This window comes from Sphingobacterium puteale, assembly GCF_003627955.1.
Taxonomy (GTDB): domain Bacteria; phylum Bacteroidota; class Bacteroidia; order Sphingobacteriales; family Sphingobacteriaceae; genus Sphingobacterium; species Sphingobacterium puteale.
In genome coordinates this window covers 102940-119020 of sequence record NZ_RBWS01000023.1, presented here as the reverse complement: position 1 = coordinate 119020, position 16081 = coordinate 102940, and the positions used below count along the sequence as shown (strand labels likewise).

Below are 16081 nucleotides of genomic sequence, written 5' to 3'. Positions count from 1 at the left end.
ATAAAATTGAATTACAAAAAGGATAAAAAAGAAAGAATATATGATTTATAGTAAGGGAGGAGCCTCCAGGACATTGAAGAAAGAAGTTATTGCCGCAGATCTCGTAGTTGTTGGCGGTGGGATGTCTGGCGTGTGTACTGCGATTACGGCAGCCAGGCAAGGTTTGCGTGTCACCTTGGTACAGGATCGGTCTGTACTCGGGGGAAATGCCTCCAGTGAGGTGAGGTTGTGGATATTGGGTGCTACTTCCCATATGGGCAACAACAATCGCTGGAGTAGAGAAGGTGGTGTTATTGACGAGATATTGGTTGAAAATGTGTACCGCAACCCGGAGGGCAATGCTGTTATATTGGACATGATTTTACTTGACAAAGTAAAGCAAGAGGACAACATTCGATTGTTGCTCAATACCAGTGTCTACGAAGTCCATAAGGCAGCTGGCGATCGTATAAAATCGTTGAGCGCTTTTTGCAGTCAGAACTCGACACAATATGAGCTAATGTCATCCTTATTTTGTGATGCGTCCGGAGACGGGATAGTCGGTTTTTTATCTGGGGCGGCTTTCCGTATGGGCGCTGAAACCCGGGAAGAATTTGACGAAGCCATGGCGCCCGACACCTCCTATGGAGAGCTTTTGGGGCACACGTTGTATTTCTATACCAAAGATGTCGGAAAGACGGTATCTTATACTGCCCCGGCTTTTGCCATGGATGTCACCAAAGAAATACCGAGATTCAAAAACTTCAATGCCAAAGAACATGGATGCAAGCTGTGGTGGGTGGAATACGGCGGGCGTCTGGATACCGTGCACGATACCGAAGAGATCAAATGGGAACTATGGAAAATCATCTATGGCGTGTGGGATTATATTAAAAATTCAGGCCAATTTCCCGAAGCCGACACCCTGACATTGGAGTGGGTTGGAATGGTTCCCGGGAAGCGGGAAAGCCGCCGGTTTGAAGGCGATTATATCCTGACACAAAAAGACATCGTCGAACAGCGCCAACATCCGGATGCCATAGCCTATGGTGGCTGGTCCATCGATCTTCATCCTGCGGATGGCGTCTTTAGCGACCGTCAGCCCTGTAACCAATGGCATAGTAAAGGCATTTTCCATATTCCTTATCGTTGTTTATATAGCCGTAATATTGAAAACCTCTTTTTGGCGGGTCGTTTGATCAGTGTATCCCATGTCGCATTTGGAGCGACTCGGGTAATGGCGACATGTGCATATGTTGCACAAGCTGTGGCGATGGCCGCAAAACTATGCGTTCAGCAGCAGCTTTTACCAAGAGAGATCGGTCAGACAGGTTACATGAAGGAGTTACAGAAAGAACTGCAACGATCCGGCCAATATATTCCCGGTTTTCATTTATCCGATAGCAGCGATCTTGTACAGCAGGCCGAACTGACCTCTTCGAGCAACCTGGACTTTAAGGGATTCTCGAAAGAGCATATGCTGTGGAAACCCCTGACTATAGCTGCGGCACAACTTATTCCTGTCACTGTTGGTACCCTGCCCATCTTTTTTTTGGATATTGAAGCCACGCAGACAACAGTGTTGAACGTGGAGCTTAGGGGCAGCGAAAGAAAAGGTGGTTTCACGCCAGACCGGGAGTTGGCGAAAATGCAAATTCGTGTAAAACCCGGCTTTCAGACAGTAACACTGGATTTTGAATTGGAGCTAAATGAGGATCAGTATATTTTCCTCACATTTCTTCAAAACGAGCATGTGCGATTGGCCTATACCCATCAACGGATATCCGGATTACTATCCGTTTTTAACGGTGTGAACAAAGCTGTTTCAAATAATGGGAAACAGGTAGCGCTGCCGGGATCTGGAGTAGATTCATTTGAATTTTGGACGCCACAACGTCGCCCCGATGGACATAACCTCGCCATTCAGCTAACAGCGGGCCTATCGGTTTTTGGAGTCGAAAATGTACGTAATGGCATAGACCGGCCTACAGTTCGTCCGAATGCCTGGGTCGCTGCAACTGACGATCAGCAGCCGATAATTTCGATAAAATGGAAGAAGAAGCAGCACATAAGAAGGATCGAAATTAATTTTGATACCGATTTGGATCATGCGATGGAGTCTGTGTTAATGACCCATCCCGAGACCGTTATGCCATTCTGTGTGCGGAATTATACTATTGAAGATGGAAATGGAAAGATTATTTATACGCAGCAGGGAAATTTTCAGACCAGAAATGTGATAGAACTTCCGGAATCCTGTGTTACAGATCAGCTGATTATATCTCTTGAACACCCTTCTGCGGAAGTGCCAGCAGCCATCTTTGCTGTTAGGTGTTATGCATAGTCTTTAAAATGATAATATTCAGTAATTTAATAGTTGATACAAGATGATAGATACAGTAGTTATAATCGTTTTTTCGGTATTCATAATGCTTGTAGGGATAAGCTTCTCACGAACCGGAAGAAACCTGAAGTCCTTTTTTGCTGGTGGTGAATCCGTGCCCTGGTTTATAGGGGGAATGTCCCTATTTATGAGTTTTTTTTCAGCAGGTACCTTTGTCGCTTGGGGTTCAATAGCGTATAGTCATGGCTGGGTAGCGATTACCATTCAGTGGACCATGTGTATAGGTGGACTGATAACAGGACTTTATCTAGCTCCTAAATGGAAGGCTACAGGAAATCTTACTGCTGCCGAGTTTATTAAGGAGCGTCTGGGGAGCGCAGTTCAGAAGTGTTACATCTACGTCTTTATGATCGTGTCGGTATTTCTCAAAGGGTCGGTTTTGTATTCGGTGGCCAAACTTGTTTCCGAATCGCTGGACTATCCTTTGATACCAGTTACCATCGTTTTGGGAATCTTAATGATTGCTTATACGGCCATCGGCGGGTTGTGGGCGGTCATGGTGACAGATATCCTACAATTTGTCGTCCTGACCGCAGCGATCGTGATTGTCATTCCATTGGTTTTTGAAGAAGTTGGTGGTGTGCAGTCCTTCTTGGATAAAGCGCCTGATGATTTTTTCAATGTTGTCAATGGTGAATATACATGGGGTTTTATTGTCGCTTTTGCTTTATATCATATTTTTTATATTGGAGGTAATTGGACGTTTGTACAGCGCTATACAAGTGTTGATACACCCCGGTCAGCATCCAAAGTTGCTTATTTATTTGCTGCCTTATACATCGCTAGCCCGATTTTGTGGATGATTCCGCCCATGGTTTACAAGGCGATCAATCCGGATTTGACCGGATTAGCTACCGAGACGGCCTACATTATGGTTTGTAAGCAAGTGCTGCCTGCGGGATTACTTGGATTGATGCTTACGGGGATGTATTTCTCTACATCGGCATCTGCAAATACAGCCTTGAATGTCGTGTCAGCTGTTTTTACGAACGATATTTATAAGGGGACATTAAACCCGCAAGCAACGGAAAAAAAACTGATGTTTATCGCTCGTGCATCATCTTGGTTTTTTGGATTTTTTATGATTATTGTAGCGCTGATTGTGCCACTGATCGGAGGGATAGTAGAGTTTACTTTGAGCATAGGCGCCATTACTGGTGGACCATTATTGGCGCCACCGATATGGGCATTGTTTTCAAAGCGATTGACAGGAAAGGCAACCCTGTATATAACTGCTGTTAGTCTAGGTGTCAATCTGCTGTTTAAAATTATTTTTCCTTGGTTGATAGACTATAAACTTAGCCGAGCCAATGAGATGCTGCTTGGTGTTATGCTGCCCTTCGTTTTGTTGGCCTGTGTTGAACTATATGCGAAATCACGTGGAAAGATAAGTTCAGAATATATTGCGCTCAAAAACATTAAAGCCGCGCGTAAGGAAAGTGTACAGCGGATTGATAACGAAGAGGAAATAGCATTGAAAAGCCAGAATAAATTTGGATTGAAGATGATTGCATTTTCGCTCACCTTTATTGCGTTGCTGCTTTATGTATTGTGTTTTTTCTTTGCAGACCGTTCTCCATTAGTAGGCGGAATTGCAACAGTAATACTTATCAGTGCGTTGATTCCATGGCGCGCAGCTAATAGAGTTTTTATAAATCAGGTTTAAATACTCAAAAATCAGCACAGATTATCTGAGGCACTTCGTTTTCTTAGTGTTTTTTAACTTTATATGTTTGTAAACCCGCTATTAAACAGTTAAATTGCTTAAAATTTATTGTCAATTAGAATATAAACATACATAAGATGAAAAGAAATACCGCTTTTCTTTTAGGGGTTTTAGCTTCTTGTGCATTACCACAAGTGATCTCTGCTAAATCATTCGCAAAAGAATCTGTGCATTACAGGCAAGAAGTTGAAGGAAAAGAACTGATCGGGCGTTGGGATATTGAAGTTGACGTCAATGGCACACCGGCACCCTCCTGGCTTGAAGTGAAATTGTCGGGTTACAAGACCTTAGTCGGTCATTACGTAAGTACTTCTGGAAGCGCACGGCCTGTTTCACAGGTTTTTTACGAAAATGGGAAATTCAAATTCGCAATTCCACCACAATGGGAAGGCGGAAAGATGAATTTAAGTGTAGAAGGGGAGATCTTAAACGGAACATTGCAGGGAACGATAACGGAACCAGATGGAAAAACACATCGTTTTAAAGGAGTACGTGCGCCCGAGTTAAAAAGAACGGCCGCCGTAAAGTGGGGGAAACCGATCCAGCTTTTTAATGGAAAGGATCTGTCGGGCTGGAAAGCGACCGGAAAAACCAATCAGTGGATTGTGAAAAATGGTATTTTAACCAGTCCTCAATCGGGCTCTAACCTCGTCTCGGAACAAAAATTTGAAGATTTTAAATTGCACGTTGAATTTAAAATTCCTTCGGGCAGTAATAGTGGGGTGTATCTTAGAGGGCGCTATGAGGTGCAAATTGAGGATAGTCCGAAAGATGCGCATCCTAATGCCGTCCTTTTTGCAGGCGTCTATGGTTTCCTTGCAGCAAATGAGATGGTGAATAAAGGGGCCGGAGAATGGCAGACCTATGATATTACATTGATAGGACGCCTGGTGACTGTGGTTGCCAATGGTAAAACAGTGATCAGCAATCAAGAGATTCCGGGGATTACCGGCGGAGCACTGGATAGTAGAGAGGCTGAACCTGGTCCGATCTATTTCCAGGGTGATCACGGACCGGTTGAATTCCGTAAAGTAGTTATTACACCGGCCGTTAAATAATAGTGTAGAAAGCAATTATTCATGTGATGAGCTCGATATTTTATCGGGCTCATTCCTTTTAGATTCCAATTACAACGACCACAACGTCTTCGTTCTGGTATGATGTATAGTATCGATCAATTGAACCACTTTCTTTGTAATCCTGTAGTTCCTTAAATATCATTTTTTTTAAGGTACCTTTTCCCTTTCCGTGAATAAATTTGATTTCGTTCATCTCCCAATAAATGGCTGCATCCAGGTTGGATCTGAGGTAATCAATAGATTCTAACATCAGTTCGTCAGCCGAGTAGTCTTCCCAGTCTTCGAGAAAAGCATCTGCGTGTAGATCAACTATAGCGGGTGGTTTGCGCATGATTCAAATATATTACAATGCCGCAAATGTAAAACAAAACAACGACTTAGTAGGCGAGATCGGCGATGAAATCAACAGCCCGGGCGAATTTTTCATACCATTTTTTTATAATGGCAGCAATTTCGTATTCCTCTTTCTCTGCATGATTTAACATCAGTAATTCCAGCGATTGCAATAACTGCTTATGATCCAGGAACAAGCCGTCATAATCACGATAAGCAGAAACTGTTTCTTGAATAAGTTGCAGACTTTCATGCCTGGACACGATTGTCACATGCCGGGAGGAAATTCGGTCTAGCAGACATTCTTTCTGAAAATCGGACGCGATATGCCTATCGCATGCCTGATTAAACAATATTTCAAATTCAACAAGCTGGCTTTCTAAACCATGTATGGCGGATTGGAGCTCCTCAAAAGTGCCGATGATCCTTTCCTGTATTTCCATGTTTTTTGATATAATAGCCATGATATTTTTATCTAAATTTTATATAATGTTGGTTATTAGAATTTTAAATAAAAGCATGTAAGGTATATACAAACGGTTTGAATAAATGTTTTTCTTAATTTGAATAATAGTTGACCAACGATAGTGGGAGTTCTGCATAACAGTTATTGGATCTTGAGGGCCTCCGTGAAAAAGCGGAGTAGATTATCCTAATTGCCCTATAGCTGAAAATAGGTATTTTGCTTTTTTTTTGCGTTATTCGCATTGCGTAAAAACGGGTTAAAAATAGAATTGAATGAAGGAGAAAACAATCGGAAGCTATCAATTGGAAATATGTTCCAATTCAGTGGCTTCAGCAATCCAGGCGGAGAAAGGCGGTGCGACACGTATTGAATTTTGTCAGAATCTGGAGAATGGTGGTACAACACCGTCTTTTGGTCAACTAAAACTGGTGCGTGAGCTTGTTCATATCGGAATTCATGTCCTGATCAGACCACGGGGTGGAGACTTTCTATATACGGAAGAAGAAATGCTGGAGATGATCGCCGATATTGAGCTATGTAAGGAATTGGGCATGGATGGCGTTGTCCTAGGGGTATTGAATGCCGATGGTACCGTGGACAAGGTTAATACAAAGCGTTTGGTTGATGCTGCTCGACCTATGCATGTCACGTTTCACCGTGCTTTTGATCGGGTCAAAGATCCTTTTGGTGCATTGGAAGATATCATTGCTTTAGGTATTGACCGTATCTTGACTTCGGGACTGAGAAATTCAGCTTTATCCGGTGCGCCATTGCTGAAACAATTAATTGAGCAGGCAGCCGGACGAATTGTGATTATGCCAGGTGCCGGAGTGGATGCTTCCAATATCACGACAATCTTGGCGGAGACTGGGGCCATTGCGATCCATAGTTCAGCAAAAGAAAGTCAGTCTTCAAAGATGAGATTTTCGCAAGATCAGGTGAAGGGGATGGACGAGGCGCAGTGGATGAGCTCAAAAGAAAAAGTCCACCAGATGGTAGACTTATTAAAAAGCCTTTAAAGTATAACTTTAAAGGCTGCTAATTTCTTTGTGCTTATTTAGCTTCTGCAGCTAATTGATTTAAGATAGCATCGTTTTTAACGATTTGGTTGCTAGCTTTCATTTTTGATCTAGAACCTAACTCAACGTTAGTTCCTAATTTCAAGAACTGAACTTCAACACGTGAAACAGTTTTATTTCTTCTATCTTTTCTTTTTAAACGTGTAACTCCCATTTTGATAATATTTTTATTGTTTAAAATAAAACGAGGTCGGAAGCGGATTCGAACCGCTGTAGGAGGTTTTGCAGACCTCAGCCTAGCCACTCGGCCATCCGACCCTATTTTTTTCCTTTTGAAGGTCTGCAAAAATAAAACTTATAATTGGAATTAAAAAATCTTTGTGATAAAACTTTTGCGTTTTTGAGCATTATCTTGAAAACCAAGGGTGTAGTTTTTGAGTATGTTGCTTATGCAGGCTTTAAGCGTAGAAATACTAATGTATACGATCAGTAGAAAACATTAAAATTTCTACAAGCTACTGTATCATTTAGAGGACATTCAAAAAAAAATCGGCACGAGTTTTTTCTTTTGTTTTGAAGTGAAAATGAATAGTTTATCTATTTTGGAATAGATATTGCAAATGTCACTGTAATAAATCTCATACAAGAAATATATGAGAATAAATGATAGAAGAACAAAGTAAATTAAATTAGGAAACATGAAAAAACTATTATTATCTGCAGCAATTTTATTTGGTTCATTAGGAGCTTTTGCACAAGGCGGATTGGGATATGGACTCCGTGCGGGTGTAAACATTCCTAAATATTCTACGGAGATTGATCAGACAAAATCTAATACAGGCTTTTTTGTAACAGGTTATTTAGATGCGCCTATTTCTCCGTATTTCTCCATTCAGCCAGGATTATCTTTACAAAATAAGGGAACAAAATGGAAACCGACTGATGACCAACGCGAGGCGAAAGAGAGTATTATGACATTAGATATTCCGGTAAATGCTGTTGCGAAATTCCCTACAACATCTGGTAATTTCTTCGTTGGTGCTGGGCCTTATGTGGGTTTTGGTTTGAGTGGTAAATACAAAGGTGAAGACAACCAATCAAAATTTGAGAATGATATAAAATTTGGTAGTGAGGCGGGTAACGATCTAAAACGTACTGATTTTGGTGTGAATTTCCTAGCAGGTTATCAATTATCTAATGGTTTTCAGATCAACGCAGGTTACGGTTTAGGCCTAACAAATTTATCGCCTAATGGGGGCTCAATTAAAAACCGCGTATGGTCTATTGGTATTGGCTTTGGACTATAAGAAATATAAGTACTTAAGCTTATTATGAGGAAAGAGTCCCTGCATCTGTAGGGACTTTTTTATTTCTCTAAACTTAAGTCATCCGAAATTGTTATTTTTATTCAAAAGAATATTCAATGAAAAGATTCCTCACTTTACCCTTTTATGTGAAGTTGGCCTGTGTATTAATCAGTATCCTTCTTTTGGGTTATCTGGCAAAGATTGGTGATACGATACTTATCCCGATGATTTTGGGCTTGCTGTTCTCGCTGCTTTTGATTCCACTAAGCAATTTTATGGAACACAAGTTGCGATTCCCACGGACATTGGCCGGAATACTCAGTGTGATTCTGTTTTTCGGGGTACTGGGTTACGGTCTCTTCTTATTAGCCTCGCAACTCACACTGCTTAAAGAAGACTTTCCGGCATTTAAAGAGCAGATAATGGACGGAGCAGGTAAACTGCAAATCTGGGTCAGTGAACAATTTGGAATACAGCACAAAGAGCAAATGGAATTTATTAACAAAACAGCTTCAAAGTCAGTTGATTCCGGTACCCTATTTTTAGGCACGGCATTGGTTTCACTTTCCTCCCTGTTTATTTTGTTTGTTTTTACCTTTCTTTATACCTTCTTCTTACTGATTTATAGAGGTCATATTGTCAAGTTTCTTTTGTTTGTTAACCGGGTTGAAGATCGACCTATTGTTGTAGATGTTGTTAGGCAAATTCAATATGTTGTCAAGAAGTATTTGATCGGTCTGTTGATCCAGATGAGTTTAGTTTCCCTTTTAGTTTTTATTTGCCTCTCCCTAATTGGTGTGAAGTACAGTTTACTCTTGGCTTTAATCACAGGCGTATTCAACGTACTGCCTTATGTAGGTATTTTCTCATCCATGCTGATTATCTCCATTCTTACTTTCGCTACCTCGTCATTGACCCATGTTGTGTTAGTCATTCTAGCATTGATTATTGTACATATGATTGACAGCAATTTTATTGTTCCCAAAATTGTAGGATCCAAAGTGAAGGTCAATTCCCTATTTGCCATGCTGTCCATTATAATCGGTGAGATGATCTGGGGTATTTCAGGTATGTTTTTGGCAATCCCTATTTTGGCGATAGTCAAGATTGTGATGGACCGCATTAAAGAGCTGAAACCATGGGGATTCTTGCTGGGGGAAGAAGATAGTAAGGATGAAGTGTATAAGGATCTATTTGAGACTTTAAATCCGATTGAGAAGAAGATTATTGAAAATGAGGCGAAGGAGTGATTTTATTAAAACCGTTAACTTATTTTTAATATTGATAATCATGGTATTACGGATACTATTGTTTATCGGTTCTATGGTCCCCGGAAACCTGTACGATGACAGCATAGGGCTTTGCTATAGTTCCTTTCTGCAAAGAGACTCATAACTATAACACGTTATAAAAAATATTTACAAAAAACAAAATCAAGCCAGCGGAGTCGCTCTGCGATTAAAGTCATATGATGACTTTCTCTAATCTTGAGAGCGTAGCGACCCTGTTATATGCCGCTTAAAGACCTATCCCAACACTATTAGATTTAGCTCTTAATACCTTTTAAAAAATGAATAATTTTTACAAGAATGGGGAAGTAGTTGTCTATGTACTCGTTAAGTACTGTTTAAGTACAGATATAGCTTTGTTTGCGAAATTGTTGTTTAGCCCATCGGCAAAAAAAAATGCACTATACAGATACTTATCCCATGCTAACAAAGCGTTTGAAAAGCAGCGGTCAAATAACAACTAAGGAGTAGATTTTTTCAAGTGGCTTTTGGACTTTGTTCGGCTGGTCTTCGAACCTGCTCTGTAACTTGGTGGCTTAAGAAAGCCTCTGCAAAAGAGGGAAACGCGGAATTAGTCAATGGAAGAAGGGAGAGTTGTTTAAATTTGATGGTTTTAAGGTGTTTTGTGAGCGTGTTATTTCCATTGTTGGCTTTTTTTTTTGCTGATGGTACTTCAATGGCTAGAGCAGCTTAAAAATAGGAGTTAAGTGATAGGTTGTATACAGGAACCTTTGAAGTTCCAAAAATGTAATAGGAAATTTGTCGATTCATTTTTGATTGCATTTCAGTAAAATATATTATTTTAGTATTATATTTAATTTATTTTTTAATGAAAAGAAAATTACTCTCAATTGCAGCAGCATTATGTTTTATTGCTGGAGCAAAAGCACAAACTTCTTATGGTTTTAAAGCAGGGGCAAACTTTGCGAAGGTGAAAGAATCTCTTAAAGGTCTTTCTTATACCTCTGACGCGGCAACGTCATTTTATGTGGCAGGTTATGCGGATTTGCCATTGGCAAACAATTTTAGCATCCAGCCCGGGGTTTCTTTACAAGGTAAAGGACGTAAAATTTCGGTCGAGAAGTTGGCTGAGATCATCGGGGTAAGTGGAGCAACAGGGAATATCAAACAAGATTTTATGTACATTGAGGTACCTGTGAATTTTGTATATTCTATTCCGACAGGAAATTCCGGTAATGTCTTTTTGGGGGCCGGACCTTATGCGGGGATTGGAATTCATGTTAAAGAAAAAATAGAGAATATGAGCGGATTCGATGAGTATGGTGGTACTAATGGAACGGACAGTGGAAGCTTTAGTGATGCGGGTTTGAAAACTTTTGATGCTGGAGCAAACCTTTTAGCTGGTTTTAAATTTGCTAATGGTTTCTTGATTAATGCTGGTTATAGTCTAGGGCTAACAAATATAGCGAAGGATTCTGGCGATAGTTCAGCTAAAAACCGTGTTTTCTCAGTAGGTATCGGTTATCAGTTATAATGGTAAGACGGGACAATAAAAAAGGGCTTTTCTTACGAAAGGCCCTTTCTTTTTTCAGTGACTGAAATCTATCACACTTTGATTTCTACTTCAACACCTGAAGGCAATTCAAGTTTCATCAATGCGTCAACAGTTTTAGCGTTTGATGAATAGATATCCAACAATCTTTTGTAAGCACACAATTGGAATTGCTCACGTGCTTTTTTGTTAACGTGTGGTGAACGTAATACCGTGTAGATTTTTTTCTCAGTAGGCAATGGAATAGGACCACTAACAACTGCACCTGTAGGTTTTACTGTTTTTACGATTTTTTCAGCTGATTTGTCAACCAAATTGTAATCGTAAGATTTCAATTTAATTCTGATTCTTTGGCTCATAGTATATGATATTATTAAAAAATGACCGCTGATTAGAGCTATTAACAACCAGCGGTCGGTTTATTTTTGAGTTCTATATTATTCTACAGAACCTTTGATTCTACCTTTTGATTTTGCGATTACTTCTTCAGCAACGTTACGTGGAGCTTCAGCATAGTGATCAAATTCCATTGTAGATGTTGCACGACCTGAAGTGATTGTACGTAATTGAGTTACGTAACCGAACATTTCAGAAAGTGGAACCAATGCTTTGATTACTTGTGCACCGTTACGTGAATCCAAACCTTGCATTTGACCACGACGACGGTTCAAGTCACCCATTACATCACCCATGTTTTCTTCTGGAGTCAATACTTCAACTTTCATGATTGGCTCCATCAATACTGGAGAACATTTAGGCAATGCCTCACGGTAAGCCATTTTAGCTGCCAATTCGAATGACAATGAATCTGAATCGACTGCGTGGAATGAACCATCAATCAAACGAACTTTCATGCCAGAAAGTGGGTAACCAGCTAATACACCATTATTCAATGATGCTTCAAATCCTTTTTGAACCGAAGGGATGTATTCTTTTGGAATCGCACCACCCACAATTTCGTTTACGAATTGAAGTGCTGATTTTGTTGTATCGTAATCTGCATCGATAGGAGAGATAACAACTTTGATATCCGCGAATTTACCACGACCACCTGATTGTTTTTTGTATACCTCACGGTGCTCAGTAGTACCATTGATAGACTCTTTGTATGCTACTTGAGGAGCACCTTGGTTAACCTCAACTTTGAATTCACGTTTCAAACGGTCGATCAAGATCTCTAAGTGAAGCTCACCCATACCAGAGATAACTGTTTGGCCAGTCTCTTCGTCAGATTTAACAACGAATGTAGGATCCTCTTCAGCCAATTTACCAAGACCAATACCTAATCTATCCACGTCAGCTTGAGTTTTAGGCTCAATCGCTAAACCAATTACTGGCTCAGGGAAAGTCATGGACTCTAATACGATAGGCGCTTTTTCGTCACAAAGTGTATCACCAGTTTTGATGTCTTTGAAACCTACAACTGCACCGATATCACCTGCCTCGATAAAAGGAATAGGGTTTTGTTTGTTCGCGTGCATTTGGAAGATACGAGAGATACGTTCTTTGTTACCTGAACGTGTGTTCAATACATAAGAACCTGCATCTAACTTACCAGAGTAAGCACGGATGAAACATAAACGACCTACGAATGGGTCAGTCGCAATTTTGAAACCTAAAGCTGCGAAAGGCTCATTAACAGATGGTTTACGCTCGATTTCTTCACCAGTATCAGGGTTAGTACCTTTTACAGCCTCTACATCAAGAGGTGAAGGCAATAATTCCATTACAAGATCCAACATGGTTTGAACACCTTTGTTTTTGAAAGATGAACCACAAACCATAGGAACGATAGAGTTATCCAATACTGCTGCACGTAACGCATTTAAGATTTCACGCTCAGTCAATGAATCTGGATCTTCGAAGAATTTCTCCATCAAAGACTCATCATAGCCAGCTACTGCTTCCAATAATTTCTCACGGTATTCAGCAACCTCGTCCAACATATCCTCAGGAATTGGAACTTCAGTGAAAGTCATTCCTTTATCATGCTCATTCCAAACGATACCACGGTTGTTGATCAAATCAACCACACCTGTGAACGTATCTTCAGCACCGATAGGCAATTGTAAAGCTACAGCATCAGAACCTAACATGTCTTTTACTTGTTTTACAACTTTCAAGAAGTCAGCTCCTGAACGGTCCATTTTGTTAACGAAACCGATACGAGGTACTTTGTAGCCATCAGCTAAGCGCCAGTTTGTTTCAGATTGAGGCTCAACACCATCAACTGCTGAAAACAAGAATACCAATCCATCCAATACACGTAACGAACGGTTTACCTCAACCGTGAAATCCACGTGTCCAGGTGTATCGATAACGTTTACTTGGTATTTGTTGTTACGGTAGTTCCAGAATACAGTTGTTGCAGCAGAAGTGATCGTGATACCACGCTCAGCCTCTTGCTCCATCCAGTCCATTGTTGAAGCACCTTCGTGAACCTCACCAATTTTATGGTTTACACCTGAGTAATAAAGGATACGCTCAGTTGTTGTAGTTTTACCAGCATCGATGTGTGCAGCGATACCGATATTTCTAGTGAATTTTAAATCTCTTGCCATAATATTTTTAAGCAGCTGGCCTTACGGGCCTTATGTGTTTAAATGTAATGTTAAATAAGTACACCGACCTTGATAAAAGAGTGTTCGTTTATCGGAGGTCGGTGTAATCATATTTTTTTGAATGTCTTCAAAATTAGAATCTGAAGTGTGAGAACGCTTTGTTAGCTTCCGCCATTTTGTGCGTATCTTCTTTCTTCTTAACAGCAGCACCTTCACCTTTAGAAGCTGAAATGATTTCTCCTGCTAATTTTTCGAACATTGTTTTTTCACCACGTTTACGAGCGTATGAAATTAACCATTTCATACCCAAAGCAATTTTACGCTCTGGACGAACTTCCATAGGAACTTGGAAGTTAGCACCACCTACACGGCGTGATTTAACTTCAACAGCAGGCATAACGTTGTTTAAAGCTTTTTTCCAAGCTTCTAAACCGCTTTCTTGTGTTTTTTGTTCTACTAATTCTACTGCATCGTAAAAAATATCATAAGCGATGGATTTTTTACCATCTACCATCATATTGTTTACGAAACGTGTTACCTGAACGTCATTAAACTTTGGATCAGGTAAAATGATTCTCTTTTTCGGTTTTGACTTTCTCATTTTTCTTTCCTCCGTTTAATTATTTCTTTTTACCTTTTGCTGGAGCTGCAGCTGCTTGTCCTGGTTTAGGACGCTTAGTTCCGTATTTAGAACGACGTTGGTTACGACCTGCTACACCTGAAGTATCTAATGCACCACGGATGATGTGGTAACGCACACCTGGTAAATCCTTAACACGACCACCACGGATCAATACGATCGAGTGCTCTTGTAAGTTGTGACCTTCTCCAGGGATGTAAGCGTTGACCTCTTTACCGTTTGTTAAACGTACACGAGCTACTTTACGCATTGCTGAGTTTGGTTTTTTAGGGGTAGTAGTATATACACGTGTACATACACCTCTTCGCTGTGGACATGAGTCCAACGCTGGTGACTTACTCTTATCAACCAGAGCTACTCTACCTTTTCTAACTAATTGTTGAATAGTAGGCATTTACCTGTTTTTGTTTATAAATTTTATACCTAAATTATTTTAAGTTCGCAAAGATACTGATTCTGTTTTGAATATTAAATAGTTAGTGTATAAAATTTAGATTATTTTTTAGAGATGTCGGATGCCTTTTCCCTCTGGCGAAGCTGTTTTCCCTCCTTGTTTGATGAGTTCGCGCTCCTTCTCGTGCATGCTGTCCTTGGTTTAGATGATTTAGTCGGGTGGAAGTTTCATTTCCCCGTCTGTCGGAATTGGTTCGACGCCCGTTTGTGTCATCCGCCGCAGTAACGAAATGATCCAGTTCACTGTCGAAATGATTCCGTCACCTGTCTGGCCCGTTTTGTCAATGGTTTGGATGATTTCGCCGAGTGGAATTTTCATTTCCCCACATGGAAAAATGATTTCGACACTGGTTTGTCTCAATCCGACATCGCGCAGAATCAATATTTTACTTGGCGAAATGGAGTAAACACAGTGCGGAATGTTTCCTTTTCTGAGATAGCGCAATAATATGTAAGGTGTGCTGTGATAATAATGGGAGCGTCGTTTAATGCTTGTACAATCCGATATTGCGCTCGCAAGTTTAGCAGCTGCTACTGGTTATTATTATGTTGTCAAATAAGGACAACGATAGTAGCGTTGTCTTAGGCTGGGAGCGAAAAGCAGAACACAATGTTTGACTCGTAAAAATCTTTATTGTCTTGAATACTAGTCGCTCTGTGTTTTTTCTGTGAAAATATTCTTCTACTGGTTTCTGAGTATATTTTATCTTTTTGCGTGTTTATGCTTCTTTTTGGCAAGACGTTTGTCAAACACGGACGGATAATTAACAGAAAAAAACAAATTAAAGTATGCAAATTATGAAAATCAAATCGATGTATTTAATGGTGTTAACGCTTGTGACTCTAGCGTTTGTGGGATGTTCAAAAGATGATGATCCGAAACCGGTGAACTTCAAAGATCATGATATTACGGCAACAATCACTGTTTCGAAAGAATTCAAAAAAACTGAAGATGATTATTTTAATTTATCAATTAATGGCGGGAAAGAAAATGGTACCTTCGTGGATTGGGATATAAATGGTACTAAAGTCACAGATGACATTATACAATTAGGGACGGATGATTTTGATGGAGGAAAAACAATAGTATTGAAATCATTAGAAAAGTTCCAGTTTGGTAGTTTGAAATTCGGAGGATTTGAATTCGGGAGTACTCCGTATACTGTTACTTGGAAAATCGAAGATAATGGAAAAGTAGTGGACGAAGGTAGCAAAGTGATTATTAAGGATGCCGATCCTCAATTTTTAAAAATGGTTTCATTTAACGAAGTTGATTAACAGATCTTAGTCTTTCCGTCATAAAAAAAATAAA

Annotated in this window: 15 protein-coding genes and 1 tRNA gene; 8 read left to right on the top strand and 8 right to left on the bottom strand. The window is 40.1% G+C overall.

The genetic code is table 11. The annotated features are described in order from the left end of the window. The first annotated feature begins 40 nt into the window (after window positions 1–40). From D7322_RS24220 to D7322_RS24210, 3 genes are all read left to right on the top strand, one after another. Complete coding sequence (locus D7322_RS24220; protein WP_121126766.1) at window positions 41–2323, top strand: FAD-dependent oxidoreductase; 2283 nt, start codon at window positions 41–43, stop codon at window positions 2321–2323. Window positions 2324–2366: 43 nt separating this feature from the next. After that, window positions 2367–4049, top strand: coding sequence for a sodium:solute symporter family protein (locus D7322_RS24215; RefSeq protein WP_121126765.1), 1683 nt, complete (start codon window positions 2367–2369; stop codon window positions 4047–4049). A 137-nt stretch (window positions 4050–4186) separates the two neighbouring features. Further along, window positions 4187–5167 (top strand): 3-keto-disaccharide hydrolase, encoded by a 981-nt coding sequence (locus tag D7322_RS24210; RefSeq protein ID WP_121126764.1) that lies wholly within the window; start codon window positions 4187–4189, stop codon window positions 5165–5167. 58 nt (window positions 5168–5225) lie between these two features. Here the strand turns inward: D7322_RS24210 and D7322_RS24205 are convergent, their stop codons facing one another. Continuing rightward, complete coding sequence (locus D7322_RS24205) at window positions 5226–5519, bottom strand: Smr/MutS family protein (RefSeq protein ID WP_108636779.1); 294 nt, start codon at window positions 5517–5519, stop codon at window positions 5226–5228. Between the two features lie 46 nt (window positions 5520–5565). After that, entirely contained in the window at window positions 5566–5964 is a 399-nt protein-coding gene (locus D7322_RS24200) for a hypothetical protein (protein ID WP_147430538.1), read from the bottom strand. 295 nt (window positions 5965–6259) lie between these two features. On the opposite strand from D7322_RS24200, the gene D7322_RS24195 reads away from it, so the two are divergent. After that, window positions 6260–7006 carry a copper homeostasis protein CutC gene (locus tag D7322_RS24195; RefSeq protein ID WP_121126762.1) on the top strand — a complete coding sequence of 249 codons (747 nt, stop codon included), beginning with the start codon at window positions 6260–6262 and terminating at the stop codon, window positions 7004–7006. 34 nt (window positions 7007–7040) lie between these two features. Here the strand turns inward: D7322_RS24195 and D7322_RS24190 are convergent, their stop codons facing one another. Both D7322_RS24190 and D7322_RS24185 read right to left on the bottom strand, forming a co-directional pair. Beyond that, window positions 7041–7220: a spore protein gene (locus D7322_RS24190; protein WP_077437607.1), complete on the bottom strand. Its 180-nt coding sequence runs from the start codon at window positions 7218–7220 to the stop codon at window positions 7041–7043. 33 nt (window positions 7221–7253) lie between these two features. Continuing rightward, a tRNA-Cys gene (locus D7322_RS24185) sits at window positions 7254–7324 on the bottom strand. A 380-nt stretch (window positions 7325–7704) separates the two neighbouring features. On the opposite strand from D7322_RS24185, the gene D7322_RS24180 reads away from it, so the two are divergent. The 3 genes from D7322_RS24180 (at window position 7705) to D7322_RS24170 (ending at window position 11097) form a co-directional block, all read left to right on the top strand. Next, a complete protein-coding gene (locus D7322_RS24180; protein ID WP_121126761.1) occupies window positions 7705–8313 on the top strand; it encodes a porin family protein in 609 nt (202 codons plus the stop codon). A 116-nt stretch (window positions 8314–8429) separates the two neighbouring features. Then, window positions 8430–9563, top strand: a complete 1134-nt coding sequence (locus D7322_RS24175; RefSeq protein WP_121126760.1) for an AI-2E family transporter — start codon at window positions 8430–8432, stop codon at window positions 9561–9563. Window positions 9564–10431: 868 nt separating this feature from the next. Then, the gene (locus D7322_RS24170) at window positions 10432–11097 is read left to right on the top strand and encodes a porin family protein (RefSeq protein ID WP_121126759.1); all 666 of its coding nucleotides are present in this window, start codon (window positions 10432–10434) and stop codon (window positions 11095–11097) included. A 71-nt stretch (window positions 11098–11168) separates the two neighbouring features. Here D7322_RS24170 and rpsJ read toward each other — a convergent pair whose 3' ends face one another. From rpsJ to rpsL, 4 genes are all read right to left on the bottom strand, one after another. Beyond that, the gene (gene rpsJ / locus D7322_RS24165; protein WP_028070501.1) at window positions 11169–11474 is read right to left on the bottom strand and encodes a 30S ribosomal protein S10; all 306 of its coding nucleotides are present in this window, start codon (window positions 11472–11474) and stop codon (window positions 11169–11171) included. Window positions 11475–11552: 78 nt separating this feature from the next. Further along, on the bottom strand, window positions 11553–13676 hold the full coding sequence (fusA, locus tag D7322_RS24160) for an elongation factor G (RefSeq protein WP_121126758.1): 2124 nt from the start codon (window positions 13674–13676) through the stop codon (window positions 11553–11555). Window positions 13677–13809: 133 nt separating this feature from the next. Further along, entirely contained in the window at window positions 13810–14277 is a 468-nt protein-coding gene (gene rpsG / locus D7322_RS24155; protein ID WP_077437603.1) for a 30S ribosomal protein S7, read from the bottom strand. 19 nt (window positions 14278–14296) lie between these two features. Then, window positions 14297–14710, bottom strand: a complete 414-nt coding sequence (gene rpsL / locus D7322_RS24150; protein WP_002993550.1) for a 30S ribosomal protein S12 — start codon at window positions 14708–14710, stop codon at window positions 14297–14299. A gap of 857 nt (window positions 14711–15567) precedes the next feature. Here rpsL and D7322_RS24140 point away from each other — a divergent pair. Further along, window positions 15568–16047, top strand: coding sequence for a hypothetical protein (locus D7322_RS24140; protein WP_147430537.1), 480 nt, complete (start codon window positions 15568–15570; stop codon window positions 16045–16047). Window positions 16048–16081: the final 34 nt, after the last annotated feature.

Coding starts and splice junctions, on each gene's coding strand:
- D7322_RS24220 (WP_121126766.1), top strand. CDS start 41: ATGATTTATAGTAAGGGAGGAGCCTCCAGGACATTGAAGAAAGAAGTT.
- D7322_RS24215 (WP_121126765.1), top strand. CDS start 2,367: ATGATAGATACAGTAGTTATAATCGTTTTTTCGGTATTCATAATGCTT.
- D7322_RS24210 (WP_121126764.1), top strand. CDS start 4,187: ATGAAAAGAAATACCGCTTTTCTTTTAGGGGTTTTAGCTTCTTGTGCA.
- D7322_RS24205 (WP_108636779.1), bottom strand. CDS start 5,519: ATGCGCAAACCACCCGCTATAGTTGATCTACACGCAGATGCTTTTCTC.
- D7322_RS24200 (WP_147430538.1), bottom strand. CDS start 5,964: ATGGAAATACAGGAAAGGATCATCGGCACTTTTGAGGAGCTCCAATCC.
- D7322_RS24195 (WP_121126762.1), top strand. CDS start 6,260: ATGAAGGAGAAAACAATCGGAAGCTATCAATTGGAAATATGTTCCAAT.
- D7322_RS24190 (WP_077437607.1), bottom strand. CDS start 7,220: ATGGGAGTTACACGTTTAAAAAGAAAAGATAGAAGAAATAAAACTGTT.
- D7322_RS24180 (WP_121126761.1), top strand. CDS start 7,705: ATGAAAAAACTATTATTATCTGCAGCAATTTTATTTGGTTCATTAGGA.
- D7322_RS24175 (WP_121126760.1), top strand. CDS start 8,430: ATGAAAAGATTCCTCACTTTACCCTTTTATGTGAAGTTGGCCTGTGTA.
- D7322_RS24170 (WP_121126759.1), top strand. CDS start 10,432: ATGAAAAGAAAATTACTCTCAATTGCAGCAGCATTATGTTTTATTGCT.
- rpsJ (WP_028070501.1), bottom strand. CDS start 11,474: ATGAGCCAAAGAATCAGAATTAAATTGAAATCTTACGATTACAATTTG.
- fusA (WP_121126758.1), bottom strand. CDS start 13,676: ATGGCAAGAGATTTAAAATTCACTAGAAATATCGGTATCGCTGCACAC.
- rpsG (WP_077437603.1), bottom strand. CDS start 14,277: ATGAGAAAGTCAAAACCGAAAAAGAGAATCATTTTACCTGATCCAAAG.
- rpsL (WP_002993550.1), bottom strand. CDS start 14,710: ATGCCTACTATTCAACAATTAGTTAGAAAAGGTAGAGTAGCTCTGGTT.
- D7322_RS24140 (WP_147430537.1), top strand. CDS start 15,568: ATGAAAATCAAATCGATGTATTTAATGGTGTTAACGCTTGTGACTCTA.